The 22,833-nt window shown below is 32.1% G+C and carries 24 protein-coding genes; 11 read left to right on the top strand and 13 right to left on the bottom strand.

The window, feature by feature from the left end; translation table 11 throughout:
* Nucleotides 1-88 precede the first annotated feature (88 nt).
* Genes rfaD through MKD52_RS00105 form a run of 4 tightly spaced genes read left to right on the top strand, consistent with a single transcriptional unit; the run spans nucleotide 89 to nucleotide 3,627 of the window.
* Complete coding sequence (gene rfaD, locus MKD52_RS00120) at nucleotides 89-1,087, top strand: ADP-glyceromanno-heptose 6-epimerase (RefSeq protein ID WP_242098771.1); 999 nt, start codon at nucleotides 89-91, stop codon at nucleotides 1,085-1,087.
* A complete protein-coding gene (gene rfaE1 / locus MKD52_RS00115) occupies nucleotides 1,088-2,611 on the top strand; it encodes a D-glycero-beta-D-manno-heptose-7-phosphate kinase (protein WP_242098769.1) in 1,524 nt (507 codons plus the stop codon). It abuts the gene before it with no gap.
* Nucleotides 2,612-2,613: 2 nt separating this feature from the next.
* On the top strand, nucleotides 2,614-3,183 hold the full coding sequence (gene gmhA, locus MKD52_RS00110; protein ID WP_112057605.1) for a D-sedoheptulose 7-phosphate isomerase: 570 nt from the start codon (nucleotides 2,614-2,616) through the stop codon (nucleotides 3,181-3,183).
* Between the two features lie 3 nt (nucleotides 3,184-3,186).
* On the top strand, nucleotides 3,187-3,627 hold the full coding sequence (locus MKD52_RS00105; protein ID WP_112057606.1) for a hypothetical protein: 441 nt from the start codon (nucleotides 3,187-3,189) through the stop codon (nucleotides 3,625-3,627).
* 3 nt (nucleotides 3,628-3,630) lie between these two features.
* On the opposite strand, the gene MKD52_RS00100 is transcribed toward MKD52_RS00105, so the two are convergent.
* Nucleotides 3,631-4,413: a HesA/MoeB/ThiF family protein gene (locus MKD52_RS00100; protein ID WP_242098765.1), complete on the bottom strand. Its 783-nt coding sequence runs from the start codon at nucleotides 4,411-4,413 to the stop codon at nucleotides 3,631-3,633.
* 207 nt (nucleotides 4,414-4,620) lie between these two features.
* On the opposite strand from MKD52_RS00100, the gene MKD52_RS00095 reads away from it, so the two are divergent.
* The 4 genes from MKD52_RS00095 (at nucleotide 4,621) to MKD52_RS00080 (ending at nucleotide 8,180) form a co-directional block, all read left to right on the top strand.
* Nucleotides 4,621-4,953 carry a metalloregulator ArsR/SmtB family transcription factor gene (locus tag MKD52_RS00095; RefSeq protein WP_242098763.1) on the top strand — a complete coding sequence of 111 codons (333 nt, stop codon included), beginning with the start codon at nucleotides 4,621-4,623 and terminating at the stop codon, nucleotides 4,951-4,953.
* Nucleotides 4,954-4,968: 15 nt separating this feature from the next.
* The gene (locus MKD52_RS00090; protein WP_242098762.1) at nucleotides 4,969-6,924 is read left to right on the top strand and encodes a heavy metal translocating P-type ATPase; all 1,956 of its coding nucleotides are present in this window, start codon (nucleotides 4,969-4,971) and stop codon (nucleotides 6,922-6,924) included.
* Between the two features lie 525 nt (nucleotides 6,925-7,449).
* Nucleotides 7,450-7,869, top strand: a complete 420-nt coding sequence (locus tag MKD52_RS00085) for an SMR family transporter (RefSeq protein ID WP_242098760.1) — start codon at nucleotides 7,450-7,452, stop codon at nucleotides 7,867-7,869.
* Nucleotides 7,866-8,180: a multidrug efflux SMR transporter gene (locus MKD52_RS00080; protein ID WP_112057611.1), complete on the top strand. Its 315-nt coding sequence runs from the start codon at nucleotides 7,866-7,868 to the stop codon at nucleotides 8,178-8,180. The genes MKD52_RS00085 and MKD52_RS00080 overlap by 4 nt, the downstream gene beginning before the upstream one ends.
* A gap of 4 nt (nucleotides 8,181-8,184) precedes the next feature.
* Here the strand turns inward: MKD52_RS00080 and MKD52_RS00075 are convergent, their stop codons facing one another.
* The 4 genes from MKD52_RS00075 to MKD52_RS00060 are packed head-to-tail and all read right to left on the bottom strand — an operon-like array spanning nucleotide 8,185 to nucleotide 11,256.
* Nucleotides 8,185-8,742 carry a MotE family protein gene (locus MKD52_RS00075; RefSeq protein WP_242098757.1) on the bottom strand — a complete coding sequence of 186 codons (558 nt, stop codon included), beginning with the start codon at nucleotides 8,740-8,742 and terminating at the stop codon, nucleotides 8,185-8,187.
* On the bottom strand, nucleotides 8,739-9,164 hold the full coding sequence (locus MKD52_RS00070; RefSeq protein WP_112057613.1) for a flagellar export protein FliJ: 426 nt from the start codon (nucleotides 9,162-9,164) through the stop codon (nucleotides 8,739-8,741). The genes MKD52_RS00075 and MKD52_RS00070 overlap by 4 nt, the downstream gene beginning before the upstream one ends.
* Nucleotides 9,161-10,408, bottom strand: a complete 1,248-nt coding sequence (locus tag MKD52_RS00065; protein ID WP_242098755.1) for an adenylosuccinate synthase — start codon at nucleotides 10,406-10,408, stop codon at nucleotides 9,161-9,163. Before MKD52_RS00065 ends, MKD52_RS00070 begins: the two co-directional genes overlap by 4 nt.
* Nucleotides 10,405-11,256, bottom strand: coding sequence for an ATP phosphoribosyltransferase regulatory subunit (locus MKD52_RS00060; protein WP_242098754.1), 852 nt, complete (start codon nucleotides 11,254-11,256; stop codon nucleotides 10,405-10,407). The genes MKD52_RS00065 and MKD52_RS00060 overlap by 4 nt, the downstream gene beginning before the upstream one ends.
* A gap of 124 nt (nucleotides 11,257-11,380) precedes the next feature.
* Here MKD52_RS00060 and MKD52_RS00055 point away from each other — a divergent pair, with 124 nt between their 5' ends.
* The 3 genes from MKD52_RS00055 (at nucleotide 11,381) to MKD52_RS00045 (ending at nucleotide 13,427) form a co-directional block, all read left to right on the top strand.
* Nucleotides 11,381-11,698, top strand: a complete 318-nt coding sequence (locus tag MKD52_RS00055; protein ID WP_112057616.1) for a hypothetical protein — start codon at nucleotides 11,381-11,383, stop codon at nucleotides 11,696-11,698.
* A 95-nt stretch (nucleotides 11,699-11,793) separates the two neighbouring features.
* Entirely contained in the window at nucleotides 11,794-13,071 is a 1,278-nt protein-coding gene (locus MKD52_RS00050) for a homoserine dehydrogenase (protein ID WP_242098752.1), read from the top strand.
* Nucleotides 13,071-13,427 (top strand): YraN family protein, encoded by a 357-nt coding sequence (locus MKD52_RS00045; protein WP_242098751.1) that lies wholly within the window; start codon nucleotides 13,071-13,073, stop codon nucleotides 13,425-13,427. Before MKD52_RS00050 ends, MKD52_RS00045 begins: the two co-directional genes overlap by 1 nt.
* Here the strand turns inward: MKD52_RS00045 and queF are convergent.
* The 8 genes from queF to dnaA form a co-directional block, all read right to left on the bottom strand.
* Nucleotides 13,424-13,891 (bottom strand): preQ(1) synthase, encoded by a 468-nt coding sequence (gene queF / locus MKD52_RS00040; protein WP_242098749.1) that lies wholly within the window; start codon nucleotides 13,889-13,891, stop codon nucleotides 13,424-13,426. The two genes, MKD52_RS00045 and queF, sit on opposite strands and share 4 nt — an antisense overlap.
* A 94-nt stretch (nucleotides 13,892-13,985) precedes the next feature.
* The gene (gene gltS / locus MKD52_RS00035; RefSeq protein WP_242098747.1) at nucleotides 13,986-15,194 is read right to left on the bottom strand and encodes a sodium/glutamate symporter; all 1,209 of its coding nucleotides are present in this window, start codon (nucleotides 15,192-15,194) and stop codon (nucleotides 13,986-13,988) included.
* Nucleotides 15,195-15,282: 88 nt separating this feature from the next.
* Complete coding sequence (locus MKD52_RS00030; RefSeq protein WP_242098745.1) at nucleotides 15,283-16,575, bottom strand: adenosylmethionine--8-amino-7-oxononanoate transaminase; 1,293 nt, start codon at nucleotides 16,573-16,575, stop codon at nucleotides 15,283-15,285.
* Between the two features lie 72 nt (nucleotides 16,576-16,647).
* The gene (locus tag MKD52_RS00025; protein ID WP_242098743.1) at nucleotides 16,648-17,049 is read right to left on the bottom strand and encodes a DUF5666 domain-containing protein; all 402 of its coding nucleotides are present in this window, start codon (nucleotides 17,047-17,049) and stop codon (nucleotides 16,648-16,650) included.
* Nucleotides 17,050-17,214: 165 nt separating this feature from the next.
* Nucleotides 17,215-17,862: a glycerol-3-phosphate 1-O-acyltransferase PlsY gene (gene plsY / locus MKD52_RS00020; RefSeq protein WP_242098741.1), complete on the bottom strand. Its 648-nt coding sequence runs from the start codon at nucleotides 17,860-17,862 to the stop codon at nucleotides 17,215-17,217.
* Between the two features lie 8 nt (nucleotides 17,863-17,870).
* Nucleotides 17,871-20,189: a DNA topoisomerase (ATP-hydrolyzing) subunit B gene (gene gyrB, locus MKD52_RS00015; protein WP_242098739.1), complete on the bottom strand. Its 2,319-nt coding sequence runs from the start codon at nucleotides 20,187-20,189 to the stop codon at nucleotides 17,871-17,873.
* A 25-nt stretch (nucleotides 20,190-20,214) separates the two neighbouring features.
* Complete coding sequence (gene dnaN / locus MKD52_RS00010; protein WP_112057628.1) at nucleotides 20,215-21,282, bottom strand: DNA polymerase III subunit beta; 1,068 nt, start codon at nucleotides 21,280-21,282, stop codon at nucleotides 20,215-20,217.
* Between the two features lie 166 nt (nucleotides 21,283-21,448).
* A complete protein-coding gene (dnaA, locus tag MKD52_RS00005) occupies nucleotides 21,449-22,741 on the bottom strand; it encodes a chromosomal replication initiator protein DnaA (RefSeq protein WP_112057629.1) in 1,293 nt (430 codons plus the stop codon).
* Nucleotides 22,742-22,833: the final 92 nt, after the last annotated feature.

Raw genomic sequence — 22,833 nt, 5'->3', positions numbered from 1 at the left:
ATAATAGCATAAACTCCCTAAACCAAACAAATCTTTTAAAGGTATTTTGTTATAATGTAGCATTTATAAATTATCACAAGGAATCTAAATGCAATACATTGATGACACCCTTGCAGGAAAACGTATTTTAATCACAGGTGGCGCTGGATTTATTGGATCTAATCTCGCGCTTTATTTTCAAAAATATCACCCCAAGTCTCAAGTGGTAGTTTTTGATTGTTTTAGAAATGGGGAAGCTTTTGAAAATGGAAATCCAAAATCACTAGGACATTTTAAGAATCTTTTAGAATTTAAGGGTGAGGTCATCGCAGGAGATATAAACAACAAAGCCGATTTGCAAAGATTAGAAAATATGAATTTTGATTATATCTTTCATCAAGCAGCCATTTCAGATACTACCGTGCTTAATCAAGAGCTTATTTTGCGCAGCAACCTTAATGCCTTTAAAGATTTACTAGATTTGAGCATAAGAAGCGAAGCAAAAATGATTTATGCTTCAAGCGCAGGAGTTTATGGCAACACTCCTGCACCAAATAGCATTGGTAGTGGCGAGATTCCAGAGAATGCTTATGGATTTTCTAAATTAATGATGGATCATCTAGCTTCCAAATATTTACAAGAAAATCCTAGTTTGCATATCGTTGGATTGCGATATTTTAATGTCTATGGCGAAAATGAATTTTACAAAGGCAAAACAGCTTCAATGATTCTGCAACTTGGCTTACAAGCACTCCAAAACAAAAAAGTAAGACTCTTCAAGATGGGAGAGCAAAAACGCGATTTTGTTTATATTCAAGATGTTATTCAAGCCAATGTAAAAGCTATCAATGCTAAAAAAAGTGGCGTTTATAATGTAGGCAGTGGAAAATCAAGAAGCTATAATGATATTGTGGCTTGTTTGAAAAAAGAGCTAGGGGAATTTGAAGTAGAATATTTTGACAATCCTTATTCTTTTTTTCAAACACACACTGAGGCTAATATCGTGCTAACAAAAGAATTTTTAGGTTATGAGCCTAGATTCTCTTTAGAAATTGGTATCAAAAACTATCTTGATCAAATCAAAGCTATTCACGCTAAAGGCTATTAATTGAAACCCAATATTTTAGTCATTGGGGATTTGATTTTAGATCATTATATTTGGGGCAAATGCGAAAGAATCTCCCCAGAAGCTCCCGTGCAGGTGATTGAAGTTACCAAAGAAACACTCAACCTAGGAGGCGCTTGTAATGTCGCAAGCAACCTCATCGCCCTAGATTGCAATGTGTTTATTTGTGGAATGGCAGGTGCTGATAAGGCAGGTGAGGATCTCAAAAACAAGCTAGAATCACTTCACATCAACACTCAAGGAATCCACTTTAGCAAGAATCGACCCACCACGCAAAAATCCCGCATCATCGCTTCACATCAACAAGTTGTGCGTGTAGATAGAGAAGATAAAAGCCTAATTGACAAAGAAGCAGAACAATTTATTTTAGAATCTGCCAAAAAATTAATCAAGCATTCCAAAATTCATTGTATCGTTTTATCTGATTATCAAAAAGGTGTTTTAAGTCAAAATCTCACTCAAAGCCTCATTCAACTTGCTTGTGATTCTAAACTTAAGATTCTCATTGATCCAAAGGGCAAAGATTATTCCAAATATCAAGGTGCTACTCTTCTAACCCCAAACAAAAAAGAAGCCACTGAGGCTACAGGAATCCAAATAAAAGATGATTCTTCACTGCTCCTAGCTCTCCAAAAACTAAAAGAGATTTGCCATCTTGAATATTCACTCATCACCTTAAGTGAAGATGGAATTGGAATCTTAAAAGACGGATTACACAAAATCCCAACTATCGCCAAAGAAGTTTTTGATGTAACGGGCGCTGGAGACACCGTTATTGCAGCTTTAGCTTTTATGCTTGCAAAAGAAGAAGATATTCTCTCTAGTCTTCACTTTGCTAATGCCGCAGCAGCTGTGGTGGTAGGCAAAGTCGGATCAGCAACGGCTAATAAGCAAGAAATTTTAAATTACCTTAGAGACAATCATCTCTTAGATTCTCTCTCCAAAGAAATTCCAAAGATTCTTAATACTAATCTTGCTGATTCCAAATTTTTGCCACATTTGCAGAGAATCTCACAAAAACAAAAGCCAATGGCTCTTGACTCTAAATTTATAAAATCTAATGATTTTGCCTTATTTTTAGAGTTTTTACAAACCTTAAAGTCGCAAGATTTTAAAACTATTTTTACCAATGGCTGTTTTGATATTTTGCATTTTGGACACATTAGCTATCTCAATAAAGCTCGTGAATTAGGAGATTTGCTTATTATTGGATTAAATAGCGATTCTTCTATCAAGCGGCTTAAAGGTGATGAGCGCCCAATCAACTCTCAAGAGGATAGAGCCGCACTGCTGTGTGCATTAGAATGTGTAGATTTTGTTATTATCTTTGATGAAGATACACCGCTTAATCTCATTAGCCAAATTAAACCTGATATTTTAGTTAAAGGCGCAGATTATGCCAATAAAAAAATAGTTGGAAGCGACCTTGTTAAAGAAGTGCGTTTAATTGAATTTATAGAAGGCAAAAGCACTAGTGCAACAATAAAAAAAATCAAAAAGGAATAAAAATGCAAGCACATATTTTAAATGAAATCCAATCTCACTTGCAAACCACTCAAAAAATGTCAAGTCTTGTTGATTCTATTCAAGAAGCTGCTAATCTTGCTATTACAACACTTCAAAATGGAGGCAAGATTCTCATTTGTGGTAATGGTGGAAGTGCAGCTGATTCTCAACATATTGCAGCTGAACTTACAGGACGCTACAAAAGAGAGCGAAAAGGCTTAAGCGCCATAGCCCTAACAACAGACACAAGTGCTTTAACTGCTATTGGAAATGACTATGGTTATGATTTTGTTTTTTCTAGGCAATTTGAAGCACTTGCTAAAAAAGGTGACTTGCTATGGGGAATCTCTACAAGCGGTAATAGCACCAATGTTTTAAACGCTATGCGATGCGCCAAAGAAATGGAATGTAAGATTCTAGGATTTAGTGGCAAAGATGGCGGAGAAATGAAAAAATGGTGCGATCTCCTACTTCTTTCTCCTAGTGATGATACACCAAGGATTCAAGAAATGCATCTTTTAATGGCTCATATTATTTGTGATTTGATTGAAAAAGCGACAATGAAGGCTTAGGTTTTGTTTTTTCAAAAAACCATAGAATCCTGCCATACAAAGCAGATTAATCTTACTAGTGAAATACTAAAAATTCTCCAAACAAGTGGGATTGCTGCAAATCTTGCTGATTTGACATTAGATGAAAATGGAATCTATTTACCACTTCCCAATCAAACCACCACAAAAGTGATGCTCTACCAAGCCAAGATTCAAGAATCACTTTTTCGCACTCAAGGAGAACCACTCGTGCATCTAAGCGCCTGTGGTGAAAGCCTAAAAAACTACAAAAATGCCGATTTTCTAGCTATTATCCGCACTGATATGCAGTTTTTTTTAGGTATTTACTCTCACAAAATTCAAACTAAAATCTTCAATCAAAAGCCTCTTAATCTCTGCCCACACTGCCACAATCTACTTCATCGCTCCTATCAAGGCAATTTACAACTTTTCTTTGAAAAATAGACTTCATTGATACCTATCTAAATCTAAACTTTTTATACCATTTTCACCACATACGCGACATTTTAAGTTGCGCTTAATGTTAATTTTACGAAATTCCATATCCCGTACATCACAAGTTAAAAATTGATCAAAAAGTGGCTTACCAACTCCTGTAATGATTTTTATCGCTTCATTGGCTTCAATACAGCCAAAAAGCCCAGCAACTGCACCCAAGATTCCTACACTTGCGCCTGTTGGAACTTCTCCTTGTGGTGGAGAATCAAATAAACACGCATAACAAGCACTTTCCTTTGGCTTTATACTCATTGCCTGTCCGCAAAAATGCAAGGCACTCGCTCTAACTAGAATCTTGCCCCCAAGCACACAAGCATCATTAAGCAAAAACTTTGAAGCAAAGGCATCTGTAGCCTCTATGACAAGATCATAATCCTTAATAATCCCTAAAATATTACTCACATTTAACCGCTCTTTGTAAATGTTAATTTTAATTTTGGGATTGAGTGATTCTAGCTTTTCTTTAGCTGAGAGTGCTTTGTTTTTTTCTAAATCCTTTGTTGTGTGCAAAATTTGTCTTTGAAGATTGCTCAAATCCACATTATCGCCATCGCAGATTCCAATCTCGCCAATCCCAGCAGCAGCTAAATAAAATAAAACTGGAGAACCAAGCCCACCAGCACCTACTACAAGCACTTTAGCGTTTTTTAGCTTTTGTTGCCCTTCTTCCCCAACTCCACTTAATAAAATATTACGATTGTATCTTTCTAATTCTTCTTGAGTAAATGACATAATAATCCTTTTCTCTAAAAACCCAATTTTATCAAATCATCTTTGTTGCCTAAAATTTACGCACGAAATTGTATCGTTTTAAGCTTAATATCCTTATGTTTTAATTTTTTTATAAAGAATAAAAAGTTATATTTCTATATATGAATAAATATTCATATATTCATACTTTTATTAATTTTATATTTTAAACAATATTAAGGGAAATAGATGCAAGAGCCTGATTCAGAACGACTTTTAAATATTTTAAAAAAACTCCCCAAAGAAGAATTGCTTTATGAGTTAGCAGAATTTTTTAAAATTTTTGGTGATTCTTCGCGCATTCGCATCCTTTCTTTACTTCAGCAAGAAAAACTTTGTGTGGGAGAAATTTCAGAACTTTTAAACCTCTCTCCCTCCGCTGTTTCTCACCAACTTAGAATCCTACGCCAAGCAAGACTTGTGCGGTATAAAAAAATCGGCAAAGAAGTGTTTTATGAACTCGATGATGACCATATTGAAAAAATCTTTGAACAAGGTTTAGAACATATTCAAGAAATGTAATATAAGGAGAAAACAATGGCAAATTGCTGCAACACTTGCACAAATACCCAAAATACAATTCATATAAAGAGTGATTTTAAAAATAAACTAGCCCAAAGTCTTTTTTATTTTAGCATTATCCTTTATCTTATTGCACTTAGTGGAGATTTTGGAATCTTTAATTTTCATCTTAATGCCCCCATACTTTATGGTTTTTATCTTTTCTGCTATTTTACTTTAGGCTATGAAATTTTAAAAAAGGCATTGATTGGGTTTTATAAACGCGAATTTTTTAACGAAAATAGCCTTATGGCACTTGCAAGCATTGGTGCTTGGGCAATCGCTCAAGGAGCCGAAGCCGTAGCAATCTTGCTTTTTTATCGCATTGGAGAAGCCCTAGAAGATTTAGTTGTCGAAAAATCTAAAAAATCTATTCGCACCCTTGCCTCTATAAAAATAGAACAAGCCCATTTATTTAAAAATGAAAAAATTGAAAATATTGATCCAAAAAATATTCAAGAAGGCGATATTTTAGTAATTTTTGCTGGGGAAAGAATCCCTGCTGATGGAATCATTATAAAAGGCGAGGGCAGTATTGATAACTCTGCTCTCAATGGAGAATCCTTGCCACAAAATGTAAAAGTGGGAGATTCTCTTTTTTCTGGTAGCATTAATCTTGATTCTATTTTACATTTAAAAGCCACTAAAAGCTATGAAAATTCAACCTTTAGCAAAATTATCAAGCTAATTGAAGAGGGTAGTGCGCAAAAAAGCAGAAGTGAAGAGTTTATCACAAAATTTGCGCGTTACTACACCCCCATTGTAACGCTTTTAGCCTTTGGCATTATTCTTTTCCCTACGCTTTATTTTTGGGCTTTTGGTCAAATGGAATTAATAGAAGCACTTAAAATTTGGCTTTATCGTGGAATTATCTTTTTAGTCGTCTCTTGTCCTTGCGCTTTGGTAATCTCTATTCCACTAACCTTTTTTGCTTCACTTGGAAAAGCTTCAAAAGAAGGAATTTTAATCAAAGGCTCTAGCTATATTGAAGCCCTAAAAGATGCTAATGCCATTATTTTTGACAAAACAGGAACTCTAACAAAGGGCAAATTAATCATTAAAAAAATTAATTCTTATAAAAATTATGATGAAAAATTTATATTAAAAATTGCTCAATTGCTCGAATCTCACTCTAACCACCCCATTGCAAAAGCCATTATGAACTGCAACAATGAAATAAACTTACAAGAAGATTTAAAAAAACTTAGTAACCTCAAAGAAAGCTCTGGAGGCGGAGTGAGTGCGATGTTTGAAAATAAAGCCATTGCTTTGGGGAATGCTCGTTTTATTCAATCCCTAACAAAACAAAATCTCCCAAAAGATTCTAGTTTAAAATGCCAAATTTTCATTGCCTATGATGGAGAAACCATTGGAGATATTATCTTAGAAGATGCCATAAAAAATGAAGCTAAAGAAGCTATAGAGAAGCTAAAAAGAGAGCATTTAGAAGAAATTTATATCCTAAGTGGTGATAAGGAAAGTGTCGTTCAAGAAGTCGCTCAAAGTCTAGGAATCAAGCACTTTTTTGCCTCACTTTTGCCAAATGACAAAGTCAATCATCTAAAAACGATCCTCCAAACCCAAAATCAAAAAAATAAAAAAGTGATTTTTGTAGGAGATGGAATCAACGATGCACCTTCTCTTGCACTTTGTGATATTGGTATTGCAATGGGAAAAACAGGGAGTGATGTCGCGCTAGAGGGAGCAGATATTGTTATTATGAATGATGACTTAAGAAAAATTCCAAAAGTCTTGCAAATTGCCAAAAAAACAAGGCAAATCTTGTGGCAAAATATTTTCTTGGCTTTGGGTGTTAAAATAGGAATTATGATTCTTGGTGCCTTTGGAGCAACAAACCTATGGATAGCCCTTTTTGGCGATGTGGGAGTTGCGCTTTTAGCTTTACTAAATGCCATTAGAGCCATTCGCTAAGTAAGGTTCTGCCTTACAAGCTTAAAAAAATTCATTAAAACTTAACATTTTTTAGTAAAATTTCTTCATACTTTTTTGTAAGAATTCCATAAAACATTTTAAAGGAATTGCTATGAAAATAATCTTTGAAAAAAATGATAAAAATGTCAATTTAAAAAATATATTTATTCTTAGCATAAAAGGCTACATTAAGGTTTTATATCAATAAGGTATGAGTAAAACAGAAATTAAACAAAAAATCTCTCTTGAATCCAAAAATTTTAATCATCATCATGATTTAATCCTTACTAATTACAAGAGTTTTAATTAAGTTTTGTATCAAAATTTTTTGCTAGAATTTCACACCAAGGCTTGTTTATAAAAGGAGGGAAAATGTATTGTAAGTTTTCTGTCAAACCAACACTAAAAGCCTTAAAAACTATTTTTAACATTATGGCACTACAAACTCTTTATTAATCAACTTCATCTTTTTGTTTTATTTTTACAATCTTAAAAATATTTATAATTATTATTTGGGGGAAGCTTATGAAATTGGGCTGGTTTTGTGTTATTCTTGGTGGAATCATCGAAATTTTTTGGGTGAGTGGATTAAAGTATTCAACAAGTTTTTTAGAATATTTTTTTACTGCTTTTGGAATTTGCTGTTCATTTGTGCTAATGATTCTAGCGACAAAAAAAATTGAGGTAAGTATTGCTTATGCTGTGTTTGTGGGAATTGGTGCTGCTGGAGTAGCGCTTAGTGAGATTCTTGTTTTTAATGCTCCAACCAATCCTTTGCAACTTACTTTAATTGTCCTTTTGATTTTAAGTATTATAGGCTTAAAGCTTGTAAGCAAAGAGAGTGATAAACAAGATATAAAAGCCATTGAAGAAATTTCTAAAGATTTAGGGATTAATGAATTAGATAATCGGCTTGAAACGCTTAATTCAAAGGATTTAAGATGAGTTGGGTATTTTTGATTTTAGCTGGGATTACAGAGATTTTTGGAGTGATTTGCATAAAAAAATTTGCGCTTGATAACAAGAAAATCTATCTATTAGGCATTTTTCTTTTGTTTGTCCTTAGCTTAAGTCTTTTATCTTTGGGATTAAGAGAGATTCCAATGAGTATTGCTTATGCTATTTGGACAGGCATCGGGACAGCTGGTGGAGTGCTTGTGGGGATTTTTTTATATAATGAATCAAAAAGCTTCTCCAAGCTTTTCTTTGTTACTAGTATTGTGGTTTGTAGCGTTGGACTTAAGGCTTTTTCATAAAATTTTAATTATTTTGTGAATTTACTTTTGTTTCTTGGGTTTCAAAAGGGGGTCCTTTTTGGATTATTTGCGTTAGATTCGCTGCTTTTTGTGGGTCCATTTTAGCTAGAATCTTGCCCACCACTTTTGTATCTAGTGCAAACAATATCATCGCTGCTTCAGATTCTGGGAGATTTTCCAAAATTGCAGCAGATTTAGAATCTTTCATACCTGCATAAGTTGTGCCAATTTTGCTCTGTGTGGTATTTTTTATTTCTGCTAGAATCTTTTCATTTTTTTCTAAAAGCCTTTTAATTGCCTCTTCTCTTTGTTCTAATTCCTTTTTTTCAGCCGCCAAAGCCGCTTCTCGTTTTTTTAAATCCGCATCTTTTTGGTCTAAAACATTTTGAGTGGCACTTTGCAAAGCTTGCAAGGCTTGTTGTTGTTCATCAATCTTTTCAATCTCTCGCAAAATTTCTGCTTTTCTCTGTTCAAAAATAATATTGCAATCAACAATCCCACTCCCTTCCACACTCCACAAAAAACTTGTCAGACAAAAGCCAAAAAACACTGCTTTTTTCATTTTTGCTCCTTATGATTAGCATAAAGCATTACAGAAATTTCATCTAAATCCTTGCTTTCTTGCTTTTTTAATCTTTCTAAATTTTTCTTAATTTCTAATCCATCTAAATATTTTGCTTTTTCGTATTCTATATTTTGGACTTTAAAATAATCTTGCAATTCTTGCTTTTGCCTTTTAAGTAAGGCTAATTCTCCCATTTTAAAATCAATAGTTTGGCGATATTCATTTTTGTGATGCACAAAAGTTAAAAAAGCTTGATAAACCCCACTTTTTGGTTCTTCTAATGTCGCAAATTCTCTCACTAAAGCATCAATTTCAGCTTGTTTGGCTTGGATTTGTTGCGTATTTTTTTGTAGCATTAATTCAGCTTCATCTACTTTTTTTTTGCGCAAAATCACAAGCTGAGTGAATTTTGTTTTCATCTAAAAATTGTATCATTCCTATCAGGGCTAGTAGAAATCATACTAAATTTCACTCCAATTAATTTCTCTAATTCCAAAATATATTCCTGCGCTGCTTGTGGTAACTTATCAAACTCTCTAATTCCAGCAGTTTTATCCCAACCTTTGAAACTTTTATAAATAGGTTTTATACCTTCAAAATCAAAAGGAAAAGTTTCTAGAATCGTGCCATTTTTATCTTGGTATTGAGTGCAGACTTTCACTTCATCAAAACCATCTAATACATCAAGCTTCATCATAGCTAACTCACTTACACCATTTAAACGACAAGCATATTTTACAGCCACTGCATCAAGCCAACCGCATCTTCTAGCTCGTCCTGTGGTAACGCCAAATTCTCCTCCTTTTTGGCGCAAAAGCTCTCCAATCTCTCCTTTTTCTTCTGTTACAAAAGGTCCATTTCCCACTCTTGTGCAATAAGCCTTAGTGATTCCAATGACATTGCCTAATTCTCTAGGAGAGATTCCACTCCCACTACACGCACCTGAAGCTGTTGTTGTAGAGCTTGTAACAAAAGGATAAGTTCCATGATCAATATCAAGCATACTTCCTTGCGCACCCTCACAGAGAATTTTTTCTCCCCTATCCATAGCCGCCCATAATAAACTAGTTGTATCTACTACAAAAGGGAGTAGCGCTTCTGCATAAGAATCAAGTTTTGCTTTAAGAAATTCTTTGCTAGGAATCTCTCCACCTAAATTAATAATATCCTTTTCTTCCATTAATTCTAAGATTTTTTCACACAAAGCTTGTGTGTCTCTTAACTCTCCGATTCTAAAGCCTTTACGCGCGACTTTATCGGTATAAGCAGGTCCTATTCCCTTGCCTGTAGTGCCGATAGCCTTTTTGGCTTTTTTTTCATTTAATTTATCTAAAAACTCGTGATAAGATAGAATCAAATGAGCTTTGTTGCTAATAAATAATCTATCCTCTAAATTTTGGAATTGTTGCATCTCTTCTAGCAATGCACTTGGGCTAATCACAACTCCATTACCAATAATATTTTTACATTGAGAATAGAGAATTCCTGATGGAATTAGGTGTAAGGCGTATTTTTTACCATTTACAACAATGGTATGCCCCGCATTATGTCCTCCTTGATAGCGCACAACATAATCATAATTTTGGGCAAGTAAATCCACCATTTTACCTTTACCCTCATCACCCCATTGAATCCCTACAATCAAATCTGCCTTTGTCCTCATTTCTTCTCCTTAATTAAATGCAAAATTACACAATCTGTATAAATACCAAAACCACAAGCCCTTTGTTCTAAAATCTCATAATCTCCGCCTAAAATCATTGTTTGATTCTCCAAGAAAAAACGAAAAAGCATTCCTTTATAATAAGACATAGGTGAATAAAAAAGTGGTGCAAGAATCATATTTTCATAATCAATGTTTTGTGTTAAATTTAATAAACTTTCTAATTCTTTTTTTAAAGATTCTGGAGCTTTTATCAAAAGAGTTTTAAGTGAATCTTTATCCTGCACTTCCAAAAGTTCTGCTAAAAATTCATTAGTGCCTTGGATAGCGCCCACATCATTTTTTTCAAAAACTTCTAAAGATAGCCCAAATTCCTTTGCACAAATCTCTGGAATCTTCACATTTGATAATTGTAAAAAAGGCTTAATATTTATATTTTTTAGAATCTTAAGTGACATTTGTATAAAGGGTAAAATATCGCATTCTTCTAAATTTTCTACACCTATTTGGTGAATTTCTTTTGTAGGGTAAGTAAAAATAGGCTGGATATAAAACCACTTCTTTTTTGTGTTATTTTCTTTTAAATGGGGCGCTAAAAGTCTAATAGTATCAATAGTAGAATCGCTTCTTAGTGTGATTTGATGGTTAAAGGGATTGCTGATTCTTACAAACTCCCTGCTTTGCATATCTCTTTGATATTGTAAATAAGAAAAAGTCGGGGTTAGAATCTCTTCATAATCATTTTGATAAAGTATCTCGCTGACAAGATTTTCAAAATCCCTTTTAACTTTTGCACTTTTGCCAAAATAAAGCTTCGAATCTTGCGGTATTTCGTGGCTTAAAATCAAACATTATCCTTAAAAATTCTCTCTAAAAGTTGCATTATAACATAGTTTTTTATATTTATTTGATTAAAGGGCAAAAACCAAACACTTATGATAAAATTCACATTACCATAAATGGAGGTGAAAAATGGCTTTTAAAATCAATACTCTAGTTTCTCTAACTCCAAAAGAACCACACAAACCACAAACCACAAAGCCCCAAAAACCACAGGAGAATCAACAAACCTCAACACAAAATTCTAATCCTATTAAAAAACCTCTTGGAAATTTAGATTCTACTCTTCCACAAAGCTCTAATAGTGCTTTTAGCTCACTTTTTCTCTCCCAAAAAGATTGGCTACAAAAAGAATTTGGAATCACCGATGAAACAATCAAAGATTTACTAAAAGAAAGCCAAGAGCAAGACTATATTTCTGATTTTTTGTGGAAATTTCAAAAACTCTAAAATAACACACCAAACTCTACAAAATTTCCTTGAAACTTAAAAAAATCTTATTTTTAAAATGCTATAATTCAACTTTATCTAAAAAAGGCACTTTTATGAAAAAACAATTAAATATCGGAATCATTGGGCTAGGCGTCGTTGGAAGCAGTGTTGCAAAAATTTTAAAAGAAAATCAAGATCTCATTGCAGCAAGAGCAGGTTGCCAAATTATCATTAAAAAGGGTGTGGTGAAAAATCTCTCAAAAAGTCGAGAAATCTTTGATTTTCCCATCACAAATGAAGTAGAAAGCATTTTAGAAGATCCTGAAATTGATATTATTGTGGAGTTAGCAGGAGGTGTTCAAGAGCCTTTTGAAATTGCTAAAAAAGCGCTTTACCACTCCAAAGCCTTTATCACTGCCAATAAAGCAATGCTTGCCTATCACCGCTATGATTTACAAAAAATTGCCGGAGACTTACCAATTGGTTTTGAAGCAAGCGTAGCAGGTGGGATTCCTATTATCAAAGCCTTGCGCGATGGACTTGGTGCTAATCATATCTTAAGTATTTGTGGAATCATCAATGGGACTTGTAATTATATTTTAACACAGATGAAAGAACAGAATCTTAGTTTTGAAGAAGCTTTAAAAGAAGCCCAAGAGCTTGGCTATGCAGAGAGTGATCCTAGTTTTGATATTGGTGGTTATGATGCCGCACACAAACTTTTGATTCTAGCAAGTATTGCTTATGGAATTGATGCTAAGCCTGAAGATATTTTAATTGAAGGAATCACACAAATCACACAAGAAGACATAGATTTTGCAAAAGAATTTGGATACAACCTTAAGCTTTTAGGAATCGCTAAAAAGGACAAAGAAAGTGTGGAACTTAGAATCCACCCTACTTTATTGCCACAAAATGCGATGATTGGTAAAGTTGATGGAGTGATGAATGCTATTAGTGTGGTAGGTGATAATGTAGGCGAAACACTCTTTTATGGCGCAGGTGCAGGGGGAAATGCGACTGCAAGCGCTGTTATTTCAGATATTATTGAAATTGCTCGCACCAAAAGCTCTCCAATGCTTGGTTTTAAATCCTCCATTGAAAAAAATCTCACACTCAAGCCCATAGCAGAGATTCAAAGTGCCTATTATTTACGAATTATTGTCCTTGATAAACCTGGAGTTTTGGCTCAAATTACAACGATTCTAGGGCAACAAGAAATCTCTATTGATACTTTCTTACAACGCAAGGCTAAAAATAAGAATCATTCTACCTTATTGCTTTCTACTCACACTTGTCTTGAATCAAAGATTCAAATTGCCATAGAAAAAATCAATAACCTAGAAATCACACAGGAAAAACCTGTAATGATACGGATTGAGAAAAACTAATGAATACCACTCAAAAGGGAAAAGAAGCCGAATCTTTTGCCTGTGAGTATCTCAAAAATCAGAACTTTGAAATTCTAAAACAAAACTTTTTCACACCCTTTGGAGAAATTGACATTATTGCTAAAAAAGAGGGGGTTTTATACTTTATTGAAGTTAAAAGTGGAATTGGTTTTGAACCTGTATTTAATATCACCAAAACTAAACTAACGCGTTTAATTAAAAGTATTGAAGTGTATTTAAAAGCAGAAAAAAATAAAGATTCTTATTGCCTTAGTGCAATTATTCTCTCTAAGGAAACTGCAAAAGATTCTGCTTTTAAAATCCAATGGATTGAAAATTTAACACTTTTTCTCTAGCGATTATCAATTTTTTCTGGATATAAATCGTGGTTTAAAAGCCTAAATTCTGCCATTTCTGCATATTTGGTATTAGGGATTCCATAATTTACATAAGGATCTATGCTAATCCCTCCTCTTGGTGTGAATTTTCCCCAAACCTCAATATATTTTGGCTCCATAAGCTCTACTAAATCATCTAAAATCAGATTCACACAATCCTCGTGAAAACCTCCGTGATTCCTAAAACTAAAAAGATAAAGTTTTAATGATTTTGATTCCACCATTTTAAGATTAGGAATATAAGAAATATAAATCGTAGCAAAATCTGGCTGTCCTGTAATAGGGCAAAGACTTGTAAATTCAGGGCAATTAAATTTTACAAAATAATCGCGTTTAGAATGTTTATTTTCAAAAGTCTCTAACACTTCTTTATTGTATTGAAAAACATAATCTGTTTGTTTTCCTAATTGTTTTAATTCCATATGCAACCTTCCAAATTTTACACAATCTTTATTTATTTCATACATTTTAATTTAACTTTACAAAGCTACCCAAAAAATGGATAACTTCTAAAAATTAAAAAAATGGAAATTTTAGTGTTCCACTAATTACAAATGCATTAATCAAATCAATAAAAAATGCTCCTACTAAAGGAACGATGATAAATGCCATATGGCTTGGTCCATAGTGTTGAGTAACTGTTTGCATATTTACCATTGCTGTTGGAGTTGCACCTAATCCAAAGCCACAATGTCCAGCTGCTAAAACAGCTGCATCATAATCTTTACCACAATATCTAAAAGTAATAAAAACCGCATAAAATACCATAATGACTACTTGAATAAGTAAAATTACTAACATTGGCAATGCCAAAGAAACAAGTTCCATAAGATTAATTGTCATTAAAGCAAATGCAAGGAATAAAGAAAGTGAAACATTTCCAAGCACTGCTACTTCTCTATCAAAAACTTGATGAATCTTAGTAGCTTGTAAAACATTTCGCAAAACTGCCCCTACAAGCAAACACCAAACAAAAGTTGGTAAAGTAAAAGAACTTCCTTGAAAGAATTTTGCCACCATTGTTCCTATAAACAATGAAATTGCAATCAATGCTAGTGATTCAACAAAGGAAGTCGCTGTGATTAAGCGTTCTTTTCCAGGCTTTTCAAAAGCAATTTCTATTTCATCTTGTGAATGTTCATTAGGAAGTTTTAAATTGTATCTTTTTACCAAATAATGTGCCACAGGACCACCGATAATTCCACCTGCAATTAATCCAAAAGTCGCACAAGCCATCGCTACTTCTAAAGCAGCTGTGAAATTATAAGGTGAATTTTTAAATACCTCTGCCCAAGCAGCACCTGTCCCATGCCCACCACTCATTGTAATAGAACCGCCTAAAAGTCCTATAAGTGGATTAACACCCATAATTTTAGCCACTACAATTCCAGTAATGTTTTGTAAAATCAAAAGTCCTGCTACGATAAATAAAAATCCAAAAAGAATCTTTCCACCCTTTTTAAAAGAAGCAAAATCTGCACTTAATCCAATACTTGCATAAAAAGCTAACATTAAAGGATCTTTTAGAGAATTATCAAATTGAAATTTAATTCCACCATATTTTAAAAGAAAGAAAATAGCAATTGCAACGATAATTCCCCCTACAACAGGTTCAGGAATATTATAATCTTGCAAAAATTTACTCCGCGAAATAATCCATCTTCCAAGTAACAATACTGCTACTAATGCCACCAAAGTCGCATAAAAATTCAATGAAATTTCCATGATAAACCTTATTTGTATAAAATTAGTTAAACATTTTAATTAAAATAATATTATGCTTTTATAAATTTAAAAAATAATATTTTTAAAATTAATTTTTTAGATTTTTAAAAATATTTTCCAAACAATCTATAACATAACAAACTTGTTCTTTTGTAATAATATAAGGAGGCATAAAATAAATTGTATTCCCTAAAGGTCGTAATAATAAGCCTTTTTTCAATGCCAAATTAAAAATTTCCAAACCCTTTCTTTGTCCCTCAAAGCCTACTAAATCAAAGGCAAAAACCATACCACAATGCCTTAATTTTTTTACAAAAGCAAAGGATTCTAAAATTTGCATTTTTTCCCAAATAAATTGTGAGAGAATCTTATTTTCTGCGATGACATTTTCTTTTTCAAAAAGATCCAATACAGCATTCGCGCAAGCACAAGCAAGGGGATTACCCGTATAAGAATGGGAATGCAAAAAAGACTTATTTTCTTCATAAGGAGCATAAAAAAGCTCATAAATTTCATTTGTTGTTACTACCACTGATAATGGTAAATATCCTCCAGTAATGCCTTTACTTAAACATAAAAAATCTGGTACCACATCACATTGTTCATAAGCAAACATACTTCCACTTCGTCCAAAACCAACTGCAATCTCATCAAAAATCACATAAATACCATTTTCTTGACATAATGCAACTGCTTCTTTGATAAATTTACTAGAATACATATTCATATTCCCTGCACATTGAATCAAAGGTTCTAACACAAAAGCTACAATTTCATCTTTTTTATCTGTTAAAACTTCTTTTAATTCTTTTAAAGATTCTTCATAATCTTCTCCAACAGGAGCTTTAATCTTTAGAGTTTGAAGTAAAATTGGCTGATAAACTTCTGTATAAATCCCAACATCTCCTATGCTTAAAGCACCAATAGTTTCGCCGTGATAGGCATTTTGCAAACATAAAAATTTATTTTTTGTTTTACCTTTAATCGCTTGAGCGTGAAATGCCATTTTTAAGGCTACTTCAATCGCACTAGAACCATTATCTGCATAAAAGCATTTATTTAATTTAGAATCTAAAAGTTTAACCAAACGATTTGATAAATCTATAATAGGCTTATGCGTAAATCCAGCAAAAATAATATGTTCTAATTTTTCTAATTGTTCTTTTAATTTTTGATTAATATAAGGATTGCAATGTCCAAAAAGATTAACCCACCAACTTGAAATGCAATCTAAATATTGATTACCATCAAAATCATATAAATATACGCCTTTTGCAGATTGAATAGGGATTAGGGGAATGTTTTTTTCATGATCTTGCATTTGTGTGCAAGGATGCCAAATGTGTTTTAAATCTTGTTGTATGAGTGTTTGAGAATCCATAAAATACCTTTAAAAATTTTTGGTATTTTACCGCAAATTTTAAAGGTATAAAAAATTTGAAGTTATTAAAAATTAATACGCCCTAGGCATACAATTCCATTCAATCTCTTTTGCAGTGAGTTGCCCATCTTTTGGTAACCCTGTTGCAGGATTGATTGCTTGAGCATTATTAGCACTATAAGCATTATATCCACCATAAGGCACTGCTTCTACTTTAACATATTTACCTGGAGTTAAATCCTTAAAACTTCCATAGATATCTTGTCCAAATGGACCGCAATCATCACCCTTAATTTCTGTGTAAGGTAAAACTTTAATCACTAATTGTCCACCTGGTCCTACTAAAGTAATAGTTTTATTTTTATCATCTACAGCTGAAATTTGTCCTTGCACATCAAAGTCAAAATCTGCCATTGCTGAAGTTGAAAATAACGCTGCTAAAGCTAAAGTTCCAAATAATTTTAAAGTTTTCATTTTTGCTCCTTTTAAAAATAAGTTTTAAATTTTAGATTCAAGTTTCCTTTCATCTGTAAGTGAAATTATAAAATTCATTTATCAAGAAAATGTGAAGATATTGCCAAATTTATATGAAGAGTTAAAATTAAAAAATAAATCTAATTATCAAAGAAAAACAAAAAATTAAAGAATTTTTTGCTCTTTTCTTTGAAATAAACGAATAATATTAGGTATATGTTTATAAAAAATAATAAACATAATCAAAAGAAGAGGTGCATGTGTATGAATATGTGGAATTTCTGGATGCAAAACAAAAGACATTATTCCAACAAATAAAACACCAATTAAAGAGGCTAAAGAAGAGATTTTTAGAATCTTTCCAACTAATCCCCAAATAATTAAACCTAAAATCGCTTCAATGGGTAAAAATACTGCAACAACGCCCACTCCTGTAGCTACTCCCTTACCTCCTTCAAACTTTAAAAAAGGACTAAAACAATGCCCAACTACTGCCAAAAAGGCTATCATCCATTGAGCTTCATAAGTAAGGTTAAAAAACTTTGCTATTAAAATAACTAAAGCTCCTTTTAGAGCATCACTTATCATTGTTAAAATCGCTACTTTTTTTGCAATTTTTGGATTTATTTCTTTTAAAGTTCTTAAGACATTTGTCGCACCAATACTGCCACTTCCAGTTTCTCGGATATTAACACCACCAAAAATTTTACCATAAATCAATCCAAAGGGGATTCCACCGACTAAATAAGCTAACAAATAAAAAAATCCATTAAGACTTGTAAAAAAATCAATTATTCCTGCTATTATCACCATTTTAAACCTTAAACATCTAAATGCTTAACATCTTTTGCGTGTGCTTGGATATATTCACGCCTTGGTTCTACCTCATCACCCATAAAGAGAGAAAAAACTTCACTTGCTTCTTCAATATCTTTAATTTCTACACGAATCAAACGACGATTTTCTGGTGTCATTGTTGTTTCCCAAAGTTGTTCTGGATTCATTTCTCCTAAACCTTTATATCTTTGGATATCCGCACCTTTTTTGCTACTTTCTTCTATTTTTTCTAGTATTTCTAAAGGATCGCTACCATTTAAAAATCCTAAATCTCTTTCTTTTAATTTACTGAATACAAAATGAGCTTCTTCAAAGAGTGGATGAGTAAATAAATCTTCATCAATCTTAATATCCACTAATCCAGAATCCGTTTGCACATAAAGGTGAATCCTTTGCTCTTCAATCACTTCATTTAAAATATTAAAATTTAAGCTTTGAATTTTCTCCTTAATTTTTGCATATAAATCTTGATTTTGCATACCAATTAAATCAGGATTTTCAATCAAATAACGCACAATTTCAATAAGTTGGAATCGCTTTTCTAATTCATTTAAAGTAGAACGATAATGAGCCACAATTTTAAAAAATTCCATTAAATCTTTTGTTCCAATGCCTTGAAATTCAAAATTTTCAATCCCATTTTCAATTAAATATTCACTTAAAGCCTTTTCATCTTTAAGATAAATTTCTTTTTTTCCTTTTTTAAAGCGATAAAGTGGAGGTTGTGCAATATATAAATAACCTGATTCAATAATGCCACGCAAATAACGAAAGAAAAAAGTCATTAAGAGAGTTTGAATATGACTACCATCTACATCCGCATCTGTCATAATAATAATTTTGTTATAACGAATTTTAGTAATATCAAAATCTTCTCCAATTCCACAGCCAAGAGCAGTGATAAGATTCTTAATTTCTTCACTTTTTAAAATCTTATCCAAACGGCTTTTTTCAACATTTAAAATTTTACCCCTTAAAGGTAAAATCGCTTGATAAACCCTATCACGCCCTTGTTTAGCACTACCTCCAGCTGAATCACCCTCCACAAGGTAAATTTCTGAAATGCTTGGATCTTTGCTTTGACAATCAGCAAGCTTACCAGGTAATGTTCCAACGCTAAAGGTTTCTTTCTTGCGTGTTAATTCTCGTGCCTTTTTAGCTGCTTCTCTTCCTCTTGCTGCTAATAGAGCTTTTTGCATAATTGCTTTAGCTTCATTAGGATTTTCTTCAAAAAATTTAGCAAGTTTTTCATAAGTGAGTTTTTGGACAACTGGACGAACAAAAGCACTTCCTAATTTACCTTTTGTTTGTCCTTCAAATTGTGGATCAATAACTTTAACAGAAACAATGGCTACTAAGCCTTCCCTAATATCTTCTCCTGTGATTTTAGAATCTTTTTCTCTTGCATTAGCATTAGCTTCAATATAATTAGTAATTACCCTAGTTAATCCCATTCTAAAGCCTGATTCGTGAGTTCCCCCATCAATAGTCCGAATATTATTAACAAAGCTTAAAACCTTTTCTTCAAAACCTTCATTATAGGCTAGGGCAATTTGTATTTCTACATCGTTTTCAGTGCCTTCAAAATTAATAATTGTTGAGATTAATGGTTTTTTATTTAAATCACTCACAAATTGATTTAAACCACCTTCAAAATGATAAATTTCATTAAACCCATCGCGCTCATCTTTAAAGTGAATCGTAACTTGTTTGTTTAAATAGGCAAGTTCTTTAAAGCGTTTTGATAAGATTTCTCTTTGAAATTCTGTGATTTCAAAAATGCTATCATCTGGAATAAATTCAATAATTGTTCCATTATCTTTGCATTCTCCAATGATATTTAATTCATCTTGAGGAATTCCTTGAGCGAAGTTTTGGCGATAAATTTTTCCATTTTTATGAATTGTCATTTGAAGGGATTTAGAGAGAGCATTAACAACAGAAATACCAACTCCATGCAAACCACCTGAAACTTTATAAGAATCTTGATCAAACTTTCCACCAGCGTGAAGCACAGTTAAAACAACAGTTGCAGCAGGAATATTTTCTGTAGGGTGAATATCTACTGGGATTCCACGACCATTATCTTTAATAATCGCACTGCCTTGTTTTGTTAAAATAATAGAAATTTCATTACAATACCCAGCCATAGCCTCATCAATAGAGTTATCAACTACTTCATAAATTAAATGATGCAAACCATTTGTATTAGTGTCGCCAATATACATTCCTGGGCGTTTTCTAACGGCTTCTAAGCCTTTTAAAACTTTAATACTGCTACCTGAATATTGTTTGTTTTCCATTCTTTTCCTTGATATTTATAAAAATTTAAAGAATAATTGGCATCACGACTGTGGAGAAATTTTCACTTTTTAAAATAAAAGGTGCATTTTTTCCATTTAATCCCCAGATAAAATCTGTTGTTTCAATTTGACTTAAAAAGTCTAAAACATGTCGTGAATTGATTCCTATTTCAATTTCCTCTGTGATAGGTAAGTCTATTTCAATTTGTGTTTGTGCTTCAGAATTATCTTGACTTAAAGATTCAAATAGAATCTCACTAGGTCTAAAAGTAATTTTAACATCATTAGTAACAGAATTGATAACTTTGATTCCCTCAATGATTTTTGTTTTTGGAATAGTTAGTTTAGTTTGAATCTCTTTTGGTAAAATTTTCTCATAATCTGGAAATTTTCCATTAATAAGATGAGAGAAAAAGACATAATTTTGAGATTTAATGACAACATTTTTTTCATTATAGAAAAGTTCAATATGATCAAAAAACAATCTTTGAATTTCCGTAATTGCTTTTTTGGGAAAAATTAGGGCAAGATTATTTCCTGATGGATTCTCAAATTTAACCATTGCAAGGCGTTTAGTATCTGTTGCAACAAAGTTATAAGAATATTCTTTAATATCTAATAATGCACCATTAAGTTCTCGTTTTTGATTATTTGTATCAATAACAGGAAATATTTTTTTCATTGAATTAATGAGTTCTAAGGAATTAATTTCTAGTTTAGGCAGAGTTTCATATTCTGGAAAACTAGGAAATTCTTGTGCATTAAACATTGGAAGTTTAAAAGAGCTCTTATTTTGTTTAATATGGAGATTTTCATTATTTGTGTAAAGATTAATCTCGCCTTCTTTTAATCTTTTAATAATGTCTAAAATTTGTTTTCCATTGACTGTGGCGATTCCTTGTTCATTAATTGTTAGAGAATTTGTAGTTGAACATAATCCCATTTCAAAATCAGTTGCTTTGCAGATTAATTGATTTTCTTTTGTTTCTAAATAGATATGAGAAGTGATTTGACTAGAATCTTTTTTATCTAAGAAAGGTTGTAGAGCAGTAAAGATATTATCTAAGACACTATTTTGAATGATGATGTTCATAAAATCTCCTTTTAATATAAATAAAATTTAGAAGTATTAGTAGAGAGATTGAAAAGTTGAATAACTACTAAAAATTCCTAAATTATCGTTGTTTTTGATGTGAATATTGAGTGCATTTATTTTCACATAATTTCACAATTTTATCAAAACTTTGTTTTAAAATAGATTATTTGATTTTGTTTTTTAGCTCTTCAATGATAGTTTTGAAGTTTGGATTCTTGTTGATTTCTTCTTGGATACTTTTCATTGCTTTACTAACAGTGCTGTGATCTTTCATATCAAAATAATCTGCTAAAGAAAGCATAGAATTTGGAGTAAGTGTGCGTGCTAAATAAATAACGATTTTTCTAGCTGTTACGATATTTTTGGAGCGACTTTTACTACGAATTTCTGAAGGTTTGATATTGTAGTATTTTGCGACATTTTCTATGATTCTATCCATATTAATATTTTCTTTTGATTCTTTAATATATTCTTTGAGAATATCTCTTACAAAATCAATGGTTATTTCTTGAATATTTGTTACATTAATTGAAAAGTTAAGTTTAACCAAAACCCCTTCAATTTCACGGATATTATCATTAATATTTGCAGCAATAAAGTCAATGATTTTTGGGCTTAGGTGAATCCCATCTAATTCACATTTGGCATTAATAATATTGATTTTTGTTTCTAACTCTGGAGGTTGAATGTCTGCTAAAAGCCCTGAAGTGAATCGCGTTTTTAATCTCTCTTCTAATCCATTCATATCTTTTGGTGGTCTATCAGAAGTTAGCACAATTTGTTTGTCATTTTTTTTGAGTTCATTAAAGGTGTGAAAAAATTCTTCTTGGATTTGGTTTTTACCACTTAAAAATTGTATATCATCAATAAGTAAATAATCACAGGCGCGATATTTTTCTCGGAATCTATCCATAGTATTGTTGCGTATGTGAAGTAAATAATCATTTAAAAATTGTTCACTAGTAGTATAAATTACAGATTTTCCAACATTAGCATTTGCATTTCCAATGGCATTGAGTAAATGCGTTTTACCTAGTCCAGTGTTACCATAGATCACTAAGGGATTATAAATTGTGCTTTGATTTTGTGCCACAGCTTTTGCGACATTAAAAGCAAAACTATTAGAATTTCCAACAATAAAAGAATTAAAAGTTAAAGAAGGATTGAGATTAGTGGCATTTTGGATTTTTTTTATATTATTTTTACTTTCTTTTCTTTTATTAGGATTAAAAACTTCAATAATAATTTCGGGTTTATAACCACTTTGTTTTTCAAAAAGTTGGGCAATTTTACTAGAATATTTTGTCTTAATCCAGCTTGCAATGATATTATTTGGAGCATTAAAGATGATTCTATCATCGCGAGAATATTTTTCATTGAAATTAAGTTGAGTAATATAATTATCAAATTCAAAAGGTGTAATTTCTTTTTTTAGTTGTAATAAAACAGGATGCAAACTAACCTCACTTTTTATTTTTTAATTATTCACATTATGTGAATAGTATGTGAATAATAAATTTTGATTAATTTTATCCAAGAATTACTAAA

It is taken from the genome of Helicobacter sp. CaF467b, from assembly GCF_022664765.1.
Lineage (GTDB): Bacteria > Campylobacterota > Campylobacteria > Campylobacterales > Helicobacteraceae > Helicobacter_D > Helicobacter_D colisuis.
The sequence above is the reverse complement of the archived record's forward strand: the minus strand, read 5'-3'. Positions and strand labels throughout refer to the sequence as shown.

What these genes read in the sequence shown, in the direction of transcription:
- rfaD (WP_242098771.1), top strand. Translation starts at nt 89, where the DNA reads ATGCAATACATTGATGACACCCTTGCAGGAAAACGTATTTTAATCACA.
- gmhA (WP_112057605.1), top strand. Translation starts at nt 2,614, where the DNA reads ATGCAAGCACATATTTTAAATGAAATCCAATCTCACTTGCAAACCACT.
- MKD52_RS00100 (WP_242098765.1), bottom strand. Translation starts at nt 4,413, where the DNA reads ATGTCATTTACTCAAGAAGAATTAGAAAGATACAATCGTAATATTTTA.
- MKD52_RS00095 (WP_242098763.1), top strand. Translation starts at nt 4,621, where the DNA reads ATGCAAGAGCCTGATTCAGAACGACTTTTAAATATTTTAAAAAAACTC.
- MKD52_RS00090 (WP_242098762.1), top strand. Translation starts at nt 4,969, where the DNA reads ATGGCAAATTGCTGCAACACTTGCACAAATACCCAAAATACAATTCAT.
- MKD52_RS00085 (WP_242098760.1), top strand. Translation starts at nt 7,450, where the DNA reads ATGAAATTGGGCTGGTTTTGTGTTATTCTTGGTGGAATCATCGAAATT.
- MKD52_RS00080 (WP_112057611.1), top strand. Translation starts at nt 7,866, where the DNA reads ATGAGTTGGGTATTTTTGATTTTAGCTGGGATTACAGAGATTTTTGGA.
- MKD52_RS00075 (WP_242098757.1), bottom strand. Translation starts at nt 8,742, where the DNA reads ATGAAAAAAGCAGTGTTTTTTGGCTTTTGTCTGACAAGTTTTTTGTGG.
- MKD52_RS00070 (WP_112057613.1), bottom strand. Translation starts at nt 9,164, where the DNA reads ATGAAAACAAAATTCACTCAGCTTGTGATTTTGCGCAAAAAAAAAGTA.
- MKD52_RS00065 (WP_242098755.1), bottom strand. Translation starts at nt 10,408, where the DNA reads ATGAGGACAAAGGCAGATTTGATTGTAGGGATTCAATGGGGTGATGAG.
- MKD52_RS00055 (WP_112057616.1), top strand. Translation starts at nt 11,381, where the DNA reads ATGGCTTTTAAAATCAATACTCTAGTTTCTCTAACTCCAAAAGAACCA.
- MKD52_RS00050 (WP_242098752.1), top strand. Translation starts at nt 11,794, where the DNA reads ATGAAAAAACAATTAAATATCGGAATCATTGGGCTAGGCGTCGTTGGA.
- MKD52_RS00045 (WP_242098751.1), top strand. Translation starts at nt 13,071, where the DNA reads ATGAATACCACTCAAAAGGGAAAAGAAGCCGAATCTTTTGCCTGTGAG.
- queF (WP_242098749.1), bottom strand. Translation starts at nt 13,891, where the DNA reads ATGGAATTAAAACAATTAGGAAAACAAACAGATTATGTTTTTCAATAC.
- gltS (WP_242098747.1), bottom strand. Translation starts at nt 15,194, where the DNA reads ATGGAAATTTCATTGAATTTTTATGCGACTTTGGTGGCATTAGTAGCA.
- MKD52_RS00030 (WP_242098745.1), bottom strand. Translation starts at nt 16,575, where the DNA reads ATGGATTCTCAAACACTCATACAACAAGATTTAAAACACATTTGGCAT.
- MKD52_RS00025 (WP_242098743.1), bottom strand. Translation starts at nt 17,049, where the DNA reads ATGAAAACTTTAAAATTATTTGGAACTTTAGCTTTAGCAGCGTTATTT.
- plsY (WP_242098741.1), bottom strand. Translation starts at nt 17,862, where the DNA reads ATGGTGATAATAGCAGGAATAATTGATTTTTTTACAAGTCTTAATGGA.
- gyrB (WP_242098739.1), bottom strand. Translation starts at nt 20,189, where the DNA reads ATGGAAAACAAACAATATTCAGGTAGCAGTATTAAAGTTTTAAAAGGC.
- dnaN (WP_112057628.1), bottom strand. Translation starts at nt 21,282, where the DNA reads ATGAACATCATCATTCAAAATAGTGTCTTAGATAATATCTTTACTGCT.